Raw genomic sequence first — 17,395 nt, 5'->3', positions numbered from 1 at the left:
CCCTGAAATGAATCTTCAGGGGATTTTTTTATAAGGATTATTGGCCTTTAATGATAATGATCACCCGCTGATAGTTTGTCAATTTAGGGGAGCCATCATCAGTGCCTGCCACAATCACATGAACTTCTTGACCGGGGATTGCATCTTCGGGAATACTTAGCTCTATGGATTTGCCTGAAGTTTGGGAAAAGGATGCCTTTACTTCATTTCCACTGACAGGTGTTTGGTACCAAGAAAGCTCTACTTGGTTGCCATCAGGATCCTTCGATTCAGCATGTAGTTTGATTTTTTGGCCAGGAGATACAGCCAAAGTCAAAGGTCCCTGAATCCTGACCATGGGAGGATGATTTGCATCTTCAAATTTTGGACTTACTGACCATTTCATTCTAGCTGCAAAGTCTCGTTGGGCTGCAGGGAAATAATTGGGGAAATCTTCTAATTCGTTTTGCGCTCTATTTTGCGAAGAAAGTAAAGCAGCCATATCTTCAGCCGATCCGGTTGAGCCCATTCCAGGAACTTGACTGGGTTGTTCAGTAAGAATGGTTCTACCTCCCCATCCGCCATAAGTTCCTTTTTCAAATGCCCGAAGCCCATTTCCAAGCATGTTCATGACCGTATGATTGTCTCCTTCACCTAGCCAAGAACCTTTTTCTTGAACGGGTAGCCAAACAAAGTATCCCATCTCCTTAAGCTGTTCATTGGTATATCCCGCAAATCCAAAATAATCCACCTTATCACCTTCAACCATTTGCTTTCCATCTCCCCAAACCCGATAAAGTTCTCCAAAAGGTCTGCGGTCTGAGATGTTTTCTTTCATCCATTGGGAAGTTAAATAAGGCGCGTTTTCAGGAGTAGCTCTGATTTGTGCTCCATAGCCATAGCTTGGTACCTGACGGAATTGCCGAATTTCGATATTTGGCCAATTGGGACGGATGTAAGTGGCAAATGTATCATCCTGATCTCCAGAGGGTAAAAGCAATACTTTTCTGCTGATTTTATCCTGGATTTCTTTCCAGTCCTCAGTAAACTCAAAGTCTCTTTGAATGGTATATAATGCCCGGGCAATAGTGCTGCCACCTCCCCAAGCGGTAATGAATAGTTTTCCGGGTTTTTCATCCAGAATTAATTCCCTTATCAATTCCGAACCAGGTGAATCTTTACTGTAGTCCCCGTCAAATTCAATATTTCCATATCGGATAACTGATTTTAATAGTTCCGGGCTAGGGTAATCAGAATTATGGATTTTTAGATTTGGATACGATTTTTCATAGGCTTCCACGATTTCATGGATAAATCGCTCATCATCTGCCCATCTCCAAGATTCACAGGGGCACTCATTCATTCCAAATCGATCATACTCTCTTCCTGGTACAAACCACTTGGTTCCTTTTCCATCTCCCTTCCAATGAAACTGACTGCTTGCATAGATTAAGCCCTCTATTTGAAGATCCGAACTGTAGAGAATCATTCGAATCAGAGAATTATTATCATCCAATTCGGGGTCTGCGGTGATGATGATTCGGGGTTTTAAGGGTGATTCCTGACTTAAAGCTATTATCGGAGAAAATGCTAACAGGAAAGTAAAAATCAGGAAAGTAGCTTGAATTTTACTTAAAGTGATTGGTTTCATAGGCTAGTAGGGTTTTGAGATCAGAATTTATTGATTAGTCTGAATAATTGCTACTTCTCAAGGGAAATGTGAGAAATTGTTATTCTGATATGGATAAGTCTTCTCGAGCTCTTCCTTTGGTTATCCTCAAAAAATGGATTTCTGCAAGTAGAGATAAATTTCTATTTTGTTTTCTTTAAGCGAAGAGCAGAATCAACAGTCTTATTGGTTTTTGGTGAATTTTCTTTTCAAAAAATGAGCACAAATGAGTAAAAAAGTCGGGGCGAAAATATCCAAATTAGAAGAGGAGAGGAATCGGAAAGATTCAGGTTTTGGTACTGCCACCACGAGTACTCGCGCAAGGTTGATCCTTCCAGATGGATCATTTAATGTTAAAAGAAAGGGACAGTCATTTTCGGCATGGCTCAATCTTTATCACCGAATGATTACCATGCCGGTTTTTGAATTCGTTTTGGTGATAGCTCTTTCCTATTTTGTTGTTAATCTGGTGTTTGCAGGTATGTATTACTGGATAGGAATAGAGCATCTCAGTGGTATTGATGAGCAAACTCAATTCGTTTCCCCCTTTTGGGGAGCTTTCTTTTTTAGTAGTCAAACCCTGACCACAGTAGGATATGGGCATATCAGCCCTTTGGGAAGCTTGACGAATGCAGTGGCTGCTGTGGAAGCCTTGGTTGGTTTGATGATGTTTGCATTGATTACGGGTTTGGTCTATGGTCGCTTTAGTACCCCTAGTCCGAAAATTTTATTTAGTAGAAATATTTTGGTTTCACCCTATCTGGATATGAATGGATTGATGTTTAGAATGATCAATGAGCGGAATAGCCATTTGATTAATGTAAAAGTCAATGTCATGATGAGTCGAAACGAAAAAGATGAAACTGGGAAATTGACCAGGAAGTATTATAATCTAGCTTTGGAACGGGATTTTATTCAGTTTTTCTCAACAAGCTGGACGGTAGTTCATCCAATTACTCCGGATAGTCCATTTTTTGAAGAAACTCCCGAGAAAATGGCTGCTTCGGACACAGAGATTTTAATAGCTGTAGAAGGAATGAATGATGCTTATTCAGATTCTGTCCATGTCAGGACTTCCTATCTCTACAATGAATTTGTTTGGGGAAGAAAGTTTGTGCCTATATTATCAGAGAAAGGAACTGGCTATATCATTGATTTGGACAAAATCAATGACAGCATCGAAGCATCGTTAAACAGTTGAAAGTTTTCAAACTTTTTCAAGTCTTAAAAAAAATGCCCGAAGATTTCTCCCCGGGCTATTCCAGTAAATATTGCTTTAGAATATAAACCTTCAAGGTTTTGAAAACCTCAAAGGTTTATTCAAATCTTACATTCTCAAATTTTCCATTTCCAACTGTGGTGCAAATGGCTGCTCGTAGTAGCGTTTGCCAGTTGCCTTGTAAAGTGAATTTGCCAATGCAGCAAATACAGGAGGGAAGAGTGGTTCTCCCAAACCAGTTGGATTTTCGGTGGATTCTACAAAATGAACCTCGATTTTCTTTGGAGATTCTTTTTGTCGAATCATTCTATAAGTATCGAAATTGGTTTTGGTAGGCGCTCCATTATTAAAGGCCAATTCCCCAAAGAAAGCATTCCCAATACCGTCCACAATTGCACCTTCACCCATATTGGCAGCAGCATCCGGATTGACTACAATTCCGCAATCAACTGCTGCGTAAACCGATTCAACCACAGGTTTATTGTCCTTGATGACAGTGTCTACCACCTCTGCTACATAGGAATTATGACAGAAGTATGCGGAAACGCCACGGTGAACATTGGATTGGGCTTGACTCCAGTTTGATTTTTCCTTGACTAACTGCAAGACTCCTGCATAGCGTTTTGGATCATAATCATTATTGCTGCCAACCGGGTCAGTTTCAGCTCGCTTAAGTAATTCCAGACGGAAATCAATTGGATCTTTACCCATTTCCTCAGCCAATTCATCTAAGAAGCTTTGCTCTGCTCCAGCGATAAAGTTAGATCGCGGAGCTCGGAAAGCACCAATGGTGATGTTGGATGGGATATCCCAGCTTTCTGCCATGTAATGATCCAAGGCCCCAGCAGGGAATCGATTAGCATGCAATGGAGATTCAGGTATTCCACCGGCCTTTACATGCAAGGCAAGGAGATTGTTGTTTTCATCCAAAGCAGCTCGATAAGTCGCAGAATAGGTAGGACGATAAACACCAGCTGACATATCGTCTTCCCGTGAATAAACCATCTTCACAGGAGCCTGTATTTTTTGAGAAATCAAAGCCGCTTCCACCATGTGGTGGCTGTAGGCCCTTCTTCCAAATCCACCTCCCATACGGGCTAAATTGATCTGAATATTTTCTCGAGGAATTCCCAAACTACTAGAAATTGTACCCATAATAAATTCAGGAGCCTGGGTAGGACCATAAATCACGGCTCTATCACCTTTAACATCAGCAAAGCAGTTCATAGGTTCCATTGTATTATGGGCCAAGAATGGAGCTGAGTACGTTCGTTCGATGACTTTAGCAGCCTTTTTAAACATGCCTTCAGGATCGCCATCTTTTCGAACTACTGTTCCTGGCTTTTTTAGGAATTCAGCCATTCTTGATTTATGACTGGAAGAATTCTCTAATCCTGCTGGAACGGTTACTTCCATGCTGTTTCCACCGAATCCAGCCATTGCGATTTTTGTTTCAGGAGCTTTTTCCCATTCCGCAACCAAATTCTTTTTGGCTTGCATGACTTCCCAAGTAGAGTTGCCTACGATGGCAATAATCTCTGGGAAAGTGGTGGTATCAAAAAAGTTTTGGACATAATCATCCTTGAATACATTGACAGGGAAAACATCCTGAATCCCAGACATTCCCATTACGGAACTTTTATCGAAAGATTTCAAGCGCATTCCAAAGGCAGGAGGATGTACGATGGCAGCGTATTTCATTCCTTCTACTTTATGATCAATCGCGAAGAGTGGCTTTCCGCTTACGATTTTTTGCCCGTCTACATTCTTTTTGGAATGCCCGATGATTTTGAAATCGTTGATGTCTTTTAATTCTACCTCCTCAGGAACCTCTAAAGTGGCAGCTAGGGAAGCCATTTCTCCATAATTAGCTTTTTTGCCACTTGCTTTATGTTCCAAAATTCCAGCTGAAGTGGTGATTTCATTTGCAGGGACATTCCAGTTTTGCGCAGCTGCAGCTACCAGCATGGCTCTTGCCGTTGCACCTGCAGTCCGCAAAGGAGTCCATCCCATTCGGATACCTTGACTTCCTCCTGTGAATTGTCTGTCGAATCGTTCCGGATAAAAATCAGCCTGCTCTACCCATACATTTTTCCAATCCGTGTCAAGCTCTTCCGCCAAGATCATCGGCATGGAAGTTTTGACATTGGATCCAAATTCTGGATTTGGAGAGTAGAGGGTCACAGCGCCATTTTCTCCTATTTTGATATAGCTATTTAATTCAAACCACTCCTTGGGCAATCCCAGTTCTTCTTCAACTGTTGGCTTACAGCCTGCCAACCAGCTAAAGCTGAGCATCATCCCACCTCCAGCTAATGCTGAAACTTTCAAAAATGATCTTCGGTCGAGTTTCGTGTTTACTTTGGTCATGATTGAAAGAGTTTAAAGTTTTTGTGAAGCAGTTTTTACAGCTGCTTTGATTCTCAAATAGGTGCCGCAGCGGCAAATATTCCCATTCATAGCATTCTCAATTTCCTCATCGCTTGGATTTGGGTTTTGCTGAAGCAAGGCAGCTGCAGTCATGATTTGGCCAGCTTGGCAGTAGCCGCATTGAGGAACATCATGCTCCATCCAAGCTTGCTGAACCGGATGATCTCCGTTTTCAGAAAGTCCTTCAATGGTCGTGATTTGAGCGCCTTCTGCTGCCGAAACAGGAAGCTGACAGGAGCGAACCGCAGTTCCGTTTAAGTGAATGGTACAAGCACCGCATTGAGCGATACCGCAACCGAATTTTGTTCCTACAAGATCCAAATGATCTCGCAATACCCAAAGAAGCGGAGTAGAGGGATCTACATCTACCTGTTGGGTTTTTCCATTTACATTGAGGTTGAATTGAGCCATAGTATTTTCAATTAAGTCTTAAATATAATTATCTCAAGAAGGGTAAACCTTACGAAATTCAAACTGAAAGTATTATAAATCAAGCGAATAAGCTATTGGATCCCTATTTATCCATTCAATTCTTGTATGAAAGGCTGATTGTAGAATCGCTTTCCTGTGGCCTGATATAGTGCATTGGCTAGGGCTGCAAAGACAGGAGGATAAGCTGGTTCTCCCAAACCAGTAGGATCCTCTTGACTTTCTACAAAATGCGTTTCTATTTCTTTGGGAGCCTCTTTCGACCGAATCATTCGATACTGATCAAAATTCATTCGGTCTGGAATTCCTTGGTTAAATTTTAATTCTCCAAAAAGAGCCGTTCCAATTCCGTCCACCACAGCCCCTTCGCAGAGATTTTTGGCAGCATCTGGATTGACTACCAATCCACAATCAATCGCATTGAAAACCTTGTCTATCTGTACTTCTCCATTTTCTACTTTCAAATCCACTACTTGTGCAGCGTAACTATTATGGCAGAAATAAGCCGAAACTCCTCTTGAAATTCCAGCGGGAGTCTGTCCCCAATTTGACTTGCTTTTCACCAATTCCAAAACTCCTGCATAGCGCTCAGGATCGTAGTCATTTCGCTCCCCAACTGGATTGGTTTTGGCTTTTTTCAAAAGCTCCAAGCGGAAGTCAATTGGATCTTTTCCTGCAGCTTCAGCTACTTCATCCAAAAAGGATTGTTCGACAGCGGCCATGAAATTTGATCGGGGAGCCCGGAAGGAACCTGTTGTTAGGTTGGAAGGAACTTCCCATCCTTCAGCCCAATAATTGTCAACTGCTCCTGCGGGGAAACGATCTGGGTAAAGTGGATTTTCTGGTAAGCCTCCTGCAATCACATGAAAACCAATCAATTGATTGTTTTCATCTAAAGCAGCGCGATAATTAGCATGATAGCGGGATCTATAAATTCCTCCCGACATATCATCTTCCCGAGTATAAATGAGCTTGATAGGAGCATTCATTTTTTGGGAAATAACTGCCGCTTCTACAAGCCAATGCGCATAGGAGCGCCTTCCATAACCTCCGCCCAAGCGGGTCATTTCAATTTCAATATTTTCTACAGGAATACCCAATCGTTGAGAAAGTGCTTGCTCTGTTAATTCTGGTTTTTGAAGCGGTCCGGCACAATTGACCTTATCTCCCTGCACATGAGCAAAGAAATTCATGGGCTCCATACAGTTGTGGGAGAGGAAAGGAGCTTCATAGGTTCGCTCTATAACTTGAGCTGCATTTTGAAATGCCTGTTCGGGATTGCCATCCTTTCTGAAAGTTCTTGGGCTCTTTGCGGCGGCCTCCATTTTCACTCGCTGACTCTCCTCACTTTCAAGCCCTGCTGGGACAATTCTAGTCGTGGGATTACCAAATTGATCCCGCTTTTCTTCATAGGATTGAATAGGTTCCCATTCTGCACTTATTGCCTTTTTGGCTTGGAGAACCTGCCAAGTGCTATTGCCGACGATGGCGATCAAATCAGTAAATGAAACGGTATCAAAAAATGTTCTGGAATAATCATCTTGCAAGGATTTAAATTCAAAAATCCCTTTAATCCCGGGAAGGTTTTTGGCAGCCGAGTCGTCGAATGATTTCAATTTCATCCCATGAGCAGGAGGATGAATAATCATGGCAATCAGCATTCCTGGCTTTTTGTAATCAATCCCAAAAAGCGGTTTACCTGTAATGATATTTTTGGTCTCTACATTTTTATGGGATTTCCCAATGAGTTTGAATTCGGAGATATCCTTGAGTTCTACATTTTCAGGTAGTGGTAGAGTTGCTGCCAAAGAGGCCATTTTCCCATAATGAGCCCTTTTATTACTAGCTTGATGGATCAAGTAGCCTGATTCAGTGGTGATTTCAGCTGCAGGGACATTCCATTCTTGGGAGGCAGCATTGATCAAAAGTTGTCTCGCTGTTGCTCCGGCAGTACGCAAAGGAATCCACCCGATTCGGATAGCCTGACTTCCTCCAATAAATTGTCGGGTAAAATTATCAGTATCTAAAGGAGCCTGTTCGACCACTACATTTTTCCAATCAGCATCTAGCTCCTCTGCTACTATCAGTGGCATGGAGGTTTTGACATTTTGCCCCCCTTCAGGATTAGGAGACATAATGGTAATCAATCCATTTTCTCCGATTTTGATATAGCCATTTAGTCTAAACCATTCCTTCGGAAGTCCAAATTCTTCAATTTCCTCAGGTTTGCATCCTGCCAGCCAATTAAAGCTGAGGATCAGTCCTCCGCCTGCTAAAGCAGAGACTTTTAGAAAAGACCTTCGGTTTAGTTTATTGGAAGTGATCATTTTGGACAGTATGGGTTAATTATACTCTTACAAGTTAGAAATCTTGATTTTTTTATACTTATACTTTTCAAACAAATCTTTCTAATAGGCTCATTTTAAGTGTTTTTCGAGGAAAGAAAAGACTGAATTTCGGATTTCCTCTACGTCAAACATGGGGCCGAAATGGGGAGCGTCCTTCACCACTATCAATTCCGTCTCCACACCTTTCACTTTCAACCAGGAATTCAAGAGTTGGGATTGTCGGGGAGATACCAAGTCATCCTTTTCCCCATGAATAATTAGGAATGGAGGATCATTTCCATCAACATAGGCAACTGGGCTTGCTGCTTTGGCTAAATCCGGTCTATCCAATGGAGCCGCTCCAATCAGTAAACCTTCTGGTGATTTGGGGTCGACAGCGCCAGGGAAAAGCGTTAAATCTGCAGGACCATAAAAGTCCACCACCGCTTTGAATTTGAAGTTTCTATTTGTTCCAGGAAGGAAAAAAGCTTCTACATTTTGATTCTTGGACAATCCAAGCATGGAAGCCAAATGTCCACCAGCAGAGAACCCCATGAGGGTTACCTTTTCGGTGTCGAAACCATATTTATCCGCGTTTTCGAAAAGGTAAGATACAGCTGCATTACAATCCAGCATCTGAGCTGGGAAGACAGCTTGAGTGCTGAATCGATAATCAATTGAAGCCAGGGCATAACCTTCATTCATAATTCGGGCTATGGTCTCTTTCATGTAGCCCATATCCGCATACTTGTCATTACTTAGCCAGCCTCCTCCATGGACCCAAATAACCAGCGGTATATTCCCTTTTGCATTCGGAGGGAGATAAATATCCAATAGATGTTTTTTCAGCGTATCACCTTGGTAGGGGATATTCCCGTGAAGAGTAGTGCCCTCCGGGAAAAATTTTAGGACAGGATTGGTTTGGGAAAAACTTGGATTAGTTGCCAAGAATGAAATAAAAACAAGGCTTAAAAGAAGATTCTTCATAGAGTTTGAGATTGGATTTGTTATCATTTAATAAGGTAGACTGAATTATTTTCTGGCTAAAATATCATTATCAAATAATTAGCTTTTGATATCTGCTTTTGCTTCTTAGGTTATGATTAACCTAGGTAGATATTGGTAGGGCGGGTAATTATACTTTGTTTCATTTTTTAAAGCTTATTAGATTTGGTAGTGAGGCCGGAAATGGTGAATTTATTGTCGCCTAACATTATTGAAATCTTTCTTATTGAATCCTTATGGCTTTAAATTTTTTTCAAAATTCCTTGATTAAGAGCTTTTATACCTAACTATTTCAAACAAATAGTTACAATTTTCAAATAATATAGGAGAAAGGTGTCATGCTCTGTCCTTTCTATTTATTGACGGAAAAAATATGGGTTAAGAAATTCTGGTAAAATTTAAAATTGTTTGAAAAATATAAGTTTTACTTTGAATTAAATTAGGATTTTCTTGCTCTTTAGATGAGTTTTGCACCCATCTGAAAATTTCAGCAAAACCTATTCACCCTACTTCTAGATAAAACAATGAAAAATCTTAAAACGGCGATCCTTTATTCGGTTATGCTTGGGTTGCTTTTCTCATCTCCATTACTGGCTCAGGAAGGGGATACCTCTCAATCACCTGAAAGACATATTGGGGGAACAATCACAGCGACCAATAATGGGGTGTCGATCATTCCTTCCTTCTCCTTGGGGCGTCCAGCCGTATTCTTTGACCTGACGATGGGTGGTGAGCGCCTTTCCTTTGATCCTATGATTCGCTTTGGGATGGATGGAAAACCTTGGTCTTTTGTCTTTTGGGGACGATATAAGCTGATAAAAGACAAGCGCTTTACATTGACTGTGGGAGGTCACCCTGCTTTTCTTTTTCAGGAAAGAGATGTGATTGTAGATGGTAAACCGTCTAAAGAATTTGTGGCTAACCGCTATGTGGCTGGAGAGTTAAATTCCAAATACCAAATAACTGATAAATTCTCCTTGGGACTGTATTTTTTACATGGATCAGGACTTCAGCGCACAGGGCCTCAAAATTCAGATTTTCTGGCATTGAACATTGGTTTGCCTGAGATCGTTTTAGTTTCAGATGTGAGTCTGATGATTAATCCTCAAATATTTTTTCTGAGTGTGGATGAGAATTCAGGCTATTACCTGAATTCTGCTTTTACATTCAAAAAGGGAGACTATCCTATACAGTTTCAGGCTTTTTTCAACCAAAAAGTCAATTCAACCATTGCCGGAGACGATTTGGTTTGGAACTTGAGTTTGCTGTATAAGTTTAACAGCACCTTTTCAAAAAAATAATCATGGAGAAGAAGGAGACCTTAGAGGAGTTTTATAAAAGGAAGTTTAACTGGATTCCTGAAAGTCTAAAGAATGACTTTGGCCATTTTAATATTTTTCGGCTAGAGCCTTATTTGGAAGGAAAGGTTAAAACGCTCCCATATCGAAGAAGGGATTTTTACAAATTGATGTTGGTAAAGGGAGCCAGTTCGGTGCATTATGCCGACCGGGTTTATGAAGTAAAAAAGCAAGCATTGTCTTTTTCAAATCCCATGGTTCCTTACAAATGGGACCATTTGGATCAGATTACTTCAGGAATTTACTGCATATTCAATCCTCATTTCTTCATGAATTTTGGTCAAATTCAGCAGTACGAGGTGTTTCATCCCAATGGAACCCATGTGTTCGAGCTGACAGATGAGGAAGCTATAGAGGTAGAGGAAATCTTTGCAAAGATGCAGGAGGAAATCGGTTCTGAATATAAATACAAATATGATCGAATTCGTAATCTTGTGTTTGAATTGATCCATTTTGGGATGAAGTTGCAGCCTGCTGAGGTGCAGACAGCTCAGCTTGGAAATGCTTCACTTCGAATTGCTTCCATTTTTATGGAATTGCTGGAAAGGCAATTTCCCATCGATGAGAATCATAGGCAAATCCAATTGCGTTCTGCATCGGATTTTGCCAATCAGCTCAATATTCATGTGAATCACCTGAATAGGGCTGTGAAGGAAATGACAGGGAAAACGACTACCCAATTGATCTCTGAAAGGTTGCTTCAAGAATCCAAAATTCTCCTAAAGCAGAGTAACTGGAATGTGTCTGAAATTGCCTATTCGCTTGGCTTTTCAGAGGTGACTCATTTTAATAATTTCTTTAAAAAACAGATAAATCTTAGTCCCACTCAATTCCGTAAATCAGGCCAATCATAGCAGGATTTTCCGCTTGATACCAAATCATTTTAATCTTCAGCTAATAATCTCTATCATAGCATTATGCTTCAGGATTCATTTGGACGTATTCATGATTACTTGCGCATCTCGCTGACAGATCATTGTAATTTCCGTTGCACCTATTGCATGCCGCAGGAGGAGATGGAATGGATGCCTCAGTCCAGGTTGATGAGCAAAGATGAAGTCTTGAAATTGGCAGAAATATTCATCAATCTGGGGGTTAAAAAAATACGTCTGACAGGAGGAGAGCCTTTAGTACGAAAGGAATTACCGGAGATTCTTGAGCACCTTTCCACTTATCCGGTCGAGTTGACCTTGACTACTAATGGGGTTTTGATTCATAAGCACATCGATGTGTTAAAGCGGGCCGGTGTTCGTTCGGTTAATGTTAGTTTAGATACCCTAAATCGCGAAAAATTCATCAAACTCACCCGAAGAGATCAGTTTGATCAGGTTTGGGAAAATATTTTGCTATTGCTTTCTGAGGGATTTCGTGTCAAGGTTAACGCTGTGGCTCTTCATGGATTAATTGAAGATGAAATCTGTGACTTTGTGGCTGTTACCGAAAAGCTGCCAATCCATATGCGCTTTATTGAATTTATGCCATTTGCAGGAAATCACTGGAAAAGCAAAAAGGTGGTGACAGCTTCTCAGATGTTGACTTTGGTAGAAGAAAAATATCCCATCGAAAAGCTCGAAGACAAAAAACACGACACGGCGAAAAAGTACAAAGTTCCGGGCTTTGCAGGAACCTTTGCTTTTATCACCACTATGAGTGAAAACTTCTGTGCAGGTTGTAATCGGATTCGTCTGACTGCGGATGGTAAAATCAAAAATTGTCTTTTTGGAAAAGAAGAGCTGGATTTATTGGGAGCTCTACGAAAAGGAGAGGATGTTGAAAAATTGATTCGATTGTCGATTTCCCGTAAACACAAAGCGCTTGGAGGACAATTTGATCCAGATTATTTAAAGGCTAATCCTGATCAGATTATCAATCGAAGTATGATCAAAATTGGAGGCTAAAATGATCAGTGTTTCCGAAGCAAAGGCCATTTTACAAAAACAGCAAATTCATAGGCAGGTAATTACAATACCCATTTCAGAATCCTGCGGTTATTTTTTGGCAGAGGCAGTCAATTCCCGATTGGATGTTCCATCTTTTGATAATTCCGCAATGGATGGATATGCATTTTGTTGGAATGATGAATTTTTAAATAATCAAAAGGATACTATTTCTCTACAAATTGTCGGTGAGGTTGCAGCAGGGAGTTTTAGAGAGCAAGTTTTAGAAAAGGGACAGGCAGTTCGGATTTTTACAGGGGCGCCAATTCCTCCTGGAGCGGATACAGTTATTATGCAGGAGAAAGTCGAGCGACAGGGTGATCAGATTGTTATTCATAAAGATTATTTAGTAAAAGGAAGCCATGTCCGCTATCGCGGTTCCCAGTGTAAAGAAGGAAGCATTGTCGCTAAAAAAGGGGGCAAAATCACACCGGGTACGGTGAGCTTATTGGCTTCTGTCGGTATAAAAGAAGTGAGTGTTTGGGGGCTTCCTACTGTCAGTATTCTCCTGACTGGAAATGAAATCAAAAATGTAGGAGAAGCCCTTGAAGCAGGTCAAATATACAATGCCAATGGACCCGCATTGGAAGCTTGGCTTTCCTCTTTGGGAATCGGAAAAATAACTACTCGAAAAGTTTCTGATGATAAAGAAAAAGTGATTGAGTCCATAGCTCAGGCTTTGGAAGAGTCAGATGTAGTTTTGGTAACGGGTGGGATTTCTGTTGGGGAATATGATTTTGTGCAAGAAGCTATGCAGGAAAATGGAGTCGAGACGCTTTTCTACAAAATCAAACAGAGGCCTGGAAAACCCCTTTTCGTAGGAAGAAAAGGTGATAAAATGGTTTTTGCCTTGCCTGGTAATCCTGCTTCTGTCCTTTCTTGTTTTATGCAATACGTCAAGCCTTTTCTGCTTTCTTTAAAAGGAGATAGTTCGGCTTGGGAACAATTTGAATGGTTGCCTTTGATGGAGGGTTTTGAGAAAAAGATTCCCCTGACTCAATTTTTGAAGGCAGAGAAATTGGGGAGTCAAATTCGGGTTCTGCAAGGTCAGGAGTCCTTCAACTTGATTTCTTTCGGAACTGCTTCAGGCTTTGTGGAAATCCCTGAAGATGTAGAAAAACTAGATGCTGGTTCATTGGTGAAATTTTACCCTTGGTAATGGAAGATCTGATTTACTATGGGCTGTTTATTCTCATGCCTTTTGCGGCTTTTTTATATGCTTCCGTGGGGCATGGAGGGGCAAGTTCTTACTTGATGATTTTGGCATTGTTGGGTTTTGCTCCAGAAGAAATCCGTCCGACGGCCCTGATTCTCAATATGATGGTTTCCATGGCTTCCTTTTTGAATTATCGAAAAGCAGGAGTCTTTCCGACCAAGTTATTTTGGTCCTTGATCATCTTTTCCATTCCTGCGGCTTATCTCGGAGGGACGATTTTGCTGGATGCATCGATTTACAAAAAAGTCTTAGGGGCCTTATTGCTTTTTCCAGCCCTGAAGTTTGCTGGTGTTTTTCCTATAGCCGATGAAAAGAAGCTAGACCGAAAGTGGTGGATGGGACCCTTGCTCGGACTTTTGATTGGATTTTTGTCTGGAATGATAGGTATTGGAGGAGGAATTATTCTGACACCCATTGTGCTCATGCTAGGCTGGGCTGGAGTGAAAGAAACAGCAGCTTTGAGTGCTCTTTTTATTTTTCTGAATTCCGTTGCAGGATTTTTGGGAGCTAGTATTTACCAACTTCCGTTGAAAGAGGAATTATGGATTTTGGTTCCACTGACTGTAGCAGGAGGAATTTTAGGAGCTTACCTAGGAGCCAAAAAGTTTTCGGTCAAATCCCTCAAATACCTCCTAGCCTTTGTGCTTCTATTCGCATCTATCAAATTGATGCTCAGCTAGGAAATCAAGGAACCTCAAATTCAAAACCCAACTTCTTTAATCCTTCTTGAATATCAGGTGCGTTCATAAATAATTGCCAACCCAGTCTAGTCCGATAATTTTCTATCATGCTTACCATAGGGCCTTGATCGATTGCTAAGTAGCGCTGCGGAAAAAAGTCATGGTGAGGACTCATAGCGTCGTAGAATCCGTAAGGTCCAAATACCTTTTCGCCATAATTTTCATAAAGATTCCGAATCACTTCCATCGACTCTTTCGGAGTGTAAACAATGGAAGATACTGCCGCAGTAGGAGAAATCACACCCGTATCATCTCCCGGTCGATGCGCATGGTAAAAATCAGTCGAGTACGAGGCTGTCAACCCCCATAGTTTTTCTCCATACTCATTAAAGTTCCCGGGATTTTCTATACACCAAGCCCGGTTGATGAGGGTTTGGTTGAGGTTTTCCTGCCAGTAATCTGCATACTGATCTCGAAGCCCATTTGGATTTAGGCTGAGATATGAATAATGTGCCCAAAATAGCGGGCCTCCCATTTCTTCCGCTCCATTATGTTTAAGCTGAAGGGTATAGCCAAAAGCTCCTGCATTGCTGGATTTAATTCCTCCAGACCGAGCCCAACCTTCATGATAGGCAGCGGGATCAATTGAATGAGTAGGGGAGGCTGCCGCCAATATGTAAGTAATAAGAGTCTCATTGTATCCTTCAAGTGCAAAATTCATATCCCAGCCATAGTTGGGTGACCAATGCCAGTACAAAACGTTTTTTCCGTTTTGGGTATGCCAGTCCCATTCCATTTCTTCCCAGAGTTTCTGGATACGATTACTGATTGCTTGTTCCGATTCAGAGCCATTTTTAAAGTATTCTCGGACTACTAATAAGCCTTGGATCAAAAATGCTGATTCGACTAGATCCGCTCCATCATCTTTTGGGCTGAAAGGTTTGACTTTTCCCGTTTTGCCATCCAGCCAATGCGGCCAAATTCCATGAAAGCGATCGGCCTTTTCCAAGAAATTGAGCATTTTTTCGAATCTTAATACTGCTTCCGTACGGGCGATCCATCCACGTTCGATTGCACCAAGAATACCGATTAATCCCATTCCTGTTCCACCGGTAGTGATAATATGTGAATCATTATCGGGGTAATTTCCATCTATATGGATTCTTTCAGGTGCCATTCCAGAATTTTCCTCGTCTCCAGACCAGAAATATTGAAAAGTGTAAAATTGAACTGTATCGAGTAATTCTTCATCGGATAGTCCCAAGTGAATGTGTGAAACAGGTTCTATTTTATTATCCAGTTGGGATTCGGGAGAGCAAGCAAATAAGAAAGAAAAGAGGAGCAAATATTGGGTTTTCATAGATGGATTGGTAAGTCGAGCAAATAATTTAAGAAATAGATTGAATTAGAGGGAAGGGGGCTATAATTTTGAACAAAAAACTATGTGGCGGTTTGTCCTTTCCTTCATTCTCTTTCTCCAAGTTTCAGTTTTTTCGTTTGCTCAGGATAATCAGAAAAATTACGTCATATTAATTTCTCTGGATGGTTTTAGATATGATTATGTAGAGCGTTTTCAGCCAAAAAATCTAAGCCAATTTATCAAAGAAGGTACTGCTGCAAAGGGTTTGATTCCTTCATTTCCCAGTAAGACATTTCCCAATCATTATACCATAGCAACAGGAATGAAGCCCGAGCATCACGGGCTAGTTGATAATAACTTCTGGAATCCTGAGAAGAATAAGCAATACTCCATTTCCAATCGGGAAGTGGTGACAGATGGAACTTGGTATGGAGGAACTCCACTTTGGGTTTTGGCGGAGCAAAATGAAATGAAGTCAGCCAGTTATTTCTTCGTAGGTAGTGAAGCGGATGTTCAAGGAATTCGGCCAAGCTACTATTATGATTATGATGGAAATGTTCCTAATCTGACGAGAATTTCAAAAGTTTTTGAGTGGCTTCAGTTACCGGAATCTGAGCGTCCACAGATGATTACTATGTACTTTTCAGATATGGATGATACCGGCCATCGTTATGGTCCAAATAATGGTGAGCAGTTGAAAAAAACCTTAGATAGGTTGGATCATGAATTAGGAGCACTTTTCGAAGGAGTGGCCAGTTTTGATTTGCCCGTTCATATAGTGATTGTTTCTGACCATGGAATGGTTGATGTTCCTAAGGAAAATCTGCTAAATCTGACTGAACTAACAGAAGGCATTAATGCTCGCGTGGTGAACTCTGGAGCTTTAGCTCATATTCATTTAAATGATCCTTCAGAGAAGAAAAAGGTAATTCAGCTAATCGAAAGCAGGGGAAACCATATCCATGTGGTAGACGTGGCTGATAGGGAATATTACAAAGATTTGAGCTTGCATGCAGATTTGATGGGGGATCTGCTGATTATGCCTGATTTGGGATATTATTTGGCAGATGAGCGTGGTATGTTCCGTTATCAAAACCGCTCTGCCATGAATAAAACCGATGTCTTCGGGGAGCATGGCTATAGTCCGGACTATCAAGAAATGCAGGGAATTTTTTATGCCAAAGGACCTCAAATCAAGGAAGGATTAGTAATTGAGCCGTTTGAGAATTACCATATTTATCCTTTGATCTGCAAGATTTTGGGACTGCCTGTTCCAGATGGAATTGACGGAAAATTGGAAGTATTGGCTCCAATATTAAAATAGGATGAAAGGACGGCTACCGATAGAAAGTCGGGAAGAAATCGATTTTTTGGTTCGGAGGTTTTATGAAAAAATCCGAGCTCATAGTCTTCTGGGGCCGGTTTTCAATCAAGTTGTAAAAGATTGGGATCATCATTTGGTGCATTTGAGTGATTTTTGGGAGATCATACTTTTGCAATCAGGTCCAGGAGCGGGAAAATTTAATCCTGCCCAGGTCCATCGAGATGTCGATGAAGCTGTTGACCATCAAATCGATCAGGTTCATTTCGGTAATTGGCTGGAGTTATGGTTCGAAACCATTGATCAATACTTCGAAGGAGAGGTAGCAGATTTTGCAAAAGAACATGCCCGAAGAATGGCTCATATGTTATTTATGCGAATCTGGGAAGCTCGTCCTAAATAGAATTATTTGAATGGGGAAAGCTTGATTTTCAGGATTTTTTTGTAGCTTATTTGAACTTTATT

The 17,395-nt window shown here is 41.1% G+C and carries 14 protein-coding genes; 8 read left to right on the top strand and 6 right to left on the bottom strand.

The window, feature by feature from the left end; genetic code table 11:
* Positions 1 to 37: 37 nt before the first annotated feature.
* On the bottom strand, positions 38 to 1,630 hold the full coding sequence (locus E4S40_RS09115) for a DUF1593 domain-containing protein (RefSeq protein ID WP_135073285.1): 1,593 nt from the start codon (positions 1,628 to 1,630) through the stop codon (positions 38 to 40).
* A 244-nt stretch (positions 1,631 to 1,874) separates the two neighbouring features.
* On the opposite strand from E4S40_RS09115, the gene E4S40_RS09110 reads away from it, so the two are divergent.
* Positions 1,875 to 2,849 carry an ion channel gene (locus E4S40_RS09110; RefSeq protein WP_135073284.1) on the top strand — a complete coding sequence of 325 codons (975 nt, stop codon included), beginning with the start codon at positions 1,875 to 1,877 and terminating at the stop codon, positions 2,847 to 2,849.
* A 126-nt stretch (positions 2,850 to 2,975) separates the two neighbouring features.
* Here E4S40_RS09110 and E4S40_RS09105 read toward each other — a convergent pair whose 3' ends face one another.
* The 4 genes from E4S40_RS09105 to E4S40_RS09090 all read right to left on the bottom strand — a co-directional run bounded on the left by E4S40_RS09105 (position 2,976) and on the right by E4S40_RS09090 (position 9,040).
* Positions 2,976 to 5,237, bottom strand: a complete 2,262-nt coding sequence (locus E4S40_RS09105) for a xanthine dehydrogenase family protein molybdopterin-binding subunit (RefSeq protein ID WP_135073282.1) — start codon at positions 5,235 to 5,237, stop codon at positions 2,976 to 2,978.
* Positions 5,238 to 5,249: 12 nt separating this feature from the next.
* Positions 5,250 to 5,708 carry a (2Fe-2S)-binding protein gene (locus tag E4S40_RS09100; RefSeq protein WP_135073280.1) on the bottom strand — a complete coding sequence of 153 codons (459 nt, stop codon included), beginning with the start codon at positions 5,706 to 5,708 and terminating at the stop codon, positions 5,250 to 5,252.
* Between the two features lie 107 nt (positions 5,709 to 5,815).
* Positions 5,816 to 8,053 carry a xanthine dehydrogenase family protein molybdopterin-binding subunit gene (locus E4S40_RS09095; protein ID WP_135073278.1) on the bottom strand — a complete coding sequence of 746 codons (2,238 nt, stop codon included), beginning with the start codon at positions 8,051 to 8,053 and terminating at the stop codon, positions 5,816 to 5,818.
* A gap of 90 nt (positions 8,054 to 8,143) precedes the next feature.
* Entirely contained in the window at positions 8,144 to 9,040 is an 897-nt protein-coding gene (locus E4S40_RS09090; RefSeq protein WP_135073276.1) for an alpha/beta hydrolase, read from the bottom strand.
* Between the two features lie 542 nt (positions 9,041 to 9,582).
* Here E4S40_RS09090 and E4S40_RS09085 point away from each other — a divergent pair.
* The 5 genes from E4S40_RS09085 to E4S40_RS09065 all read left to right on the top strand — a co-directional run bounded on the left by E4S40_RS09085 (position 9,583) and on the right by E4S40_RS09065 (position 14,249).
* On the top strand, positions 9,583 to 10,359 hold the full coding sequence (locus E4S40_RS09085) for a hypothetical protein (RefSeq protein ID WP_135073274.1): 777 nt from the start codon (positions 9,583 to 9,585) through the stop codon (positions 10,357 to 10,359).
* 2 nt (positions 10,360 to 10,361) lie between these two features.
* On the top strand, positions 10,362 to 11,270 hold the full coding sequence (locus E4S40_RS09080; protein WP_135073272.1) for a helix-turn-helix domain-containing protein: 909 nt from the start codon (positions 10,362 to 10,364) through the stop codon (positions 11,268 to 11,270).
* A gap of 63 nt (positions 11,271 to 11,333) precedes the next feature.
* Positions 11,334 to 12,314 carry a GTP 3',8-cyclase MoaA gene (gene moaA, locus E4S40_RS09075; protein ID WP_135073270.1) on the top strand — a complete coding sequence of 327 codons (981 nt, stop codon included), beginning with the start codon at positions 11,334 to 11,336 and terminating at the stop codon, positions 12,312 to 12,314.
* A gap of 1 nt (position 12,315) precedes the next feature.
* A complete protein-coding gene (locus tag E4S40_RS09070) occupies positions 12,316 to 13,512 on the top strand; it encodes a molybdopterin molybdotransferase MoeA (protein WP_135073268.1) in 1,197 nt (398 codons plus the stop codon).
* The gene (locus E4S40_RS09065) at positions 13,512 to 14,249 is read left to right on the top strand and encodes a sulfite exporter TauE/SafE family protein (RefSeq protein WP_135073265.1); all 738 of its coding nucleotides are present in this window, start codon (positions 13,512 to 13,514) and stop codon (positions 14,247 to 14,249) included. The genes E4S40_RS09070 and E4S40_RS09065 overlap by 1 nt, the downstream gene beginning before the upstream one ends.
* A gap of 4 nt (positions 14,250 to 14,253) precedes the next feature.
* Here the strand turns inward: E4S40_RS09065 and E4S40_RS09060 are convergent, their stop codons facing one another.
* Positions 14,254 to 15,609: a glucoamylase family protein gene (locus E4S40_RS09060; RefSeq protein WP_135073263.1), complete on the bottom strand. Its 1,356-nt coding sequence runs from the start codon at positions 15,607 to 15,609 to the stop codon at positions 14,254 to 14,256.
* Between the two features lie 82 nt (positions 15,610 to 15,691).
* Here E4S40_RS09060 and E4S40_RS09055 point away from each other — a divergent pair, with 82 nt between their 5' ends.
* The gene (locus E4S40_RS09055) at positions 15,692 to 16,933 is read left to right on the top strand and encodes an alkaline phosphatase family protein (protein WP_135073261.1); all 1,242 of its coding nucleotides are present in this window, start codon (positions 15,692 to 15,694) and stop codon (positions 16,931 to 16,933) included.
* A gap of 1 nt (position 16,934) precedes the next feature.
* A complete protein-coding gene (locus E4S40_RS09050; RefSeq protein WP_135073259.1) occupies positions 16,935 to 17,333 on the top strand; it encodes a group III truncated hemoglobin in 399 nt (132 codons plus the stop codon).
* The last annotated feature ends 62 nt before the right edge of the window (positions 17,334 to 17,395 follow it).

Origin of the sequence: Algoriphagus kandeliae (assembly GCF_004571135.1) — a bacterium.
Lineage (GTDB): Bacteria > Bacteroidota > Bacteroidia > Cytophagales > Cyclobacteriaceae > Algoriphagus > Algoriphagus kandeliae.
Note: the sequence above shows the minus strand (reverse complement) of the source record. Positions and strands in the feature narration are given on the sequence as shown.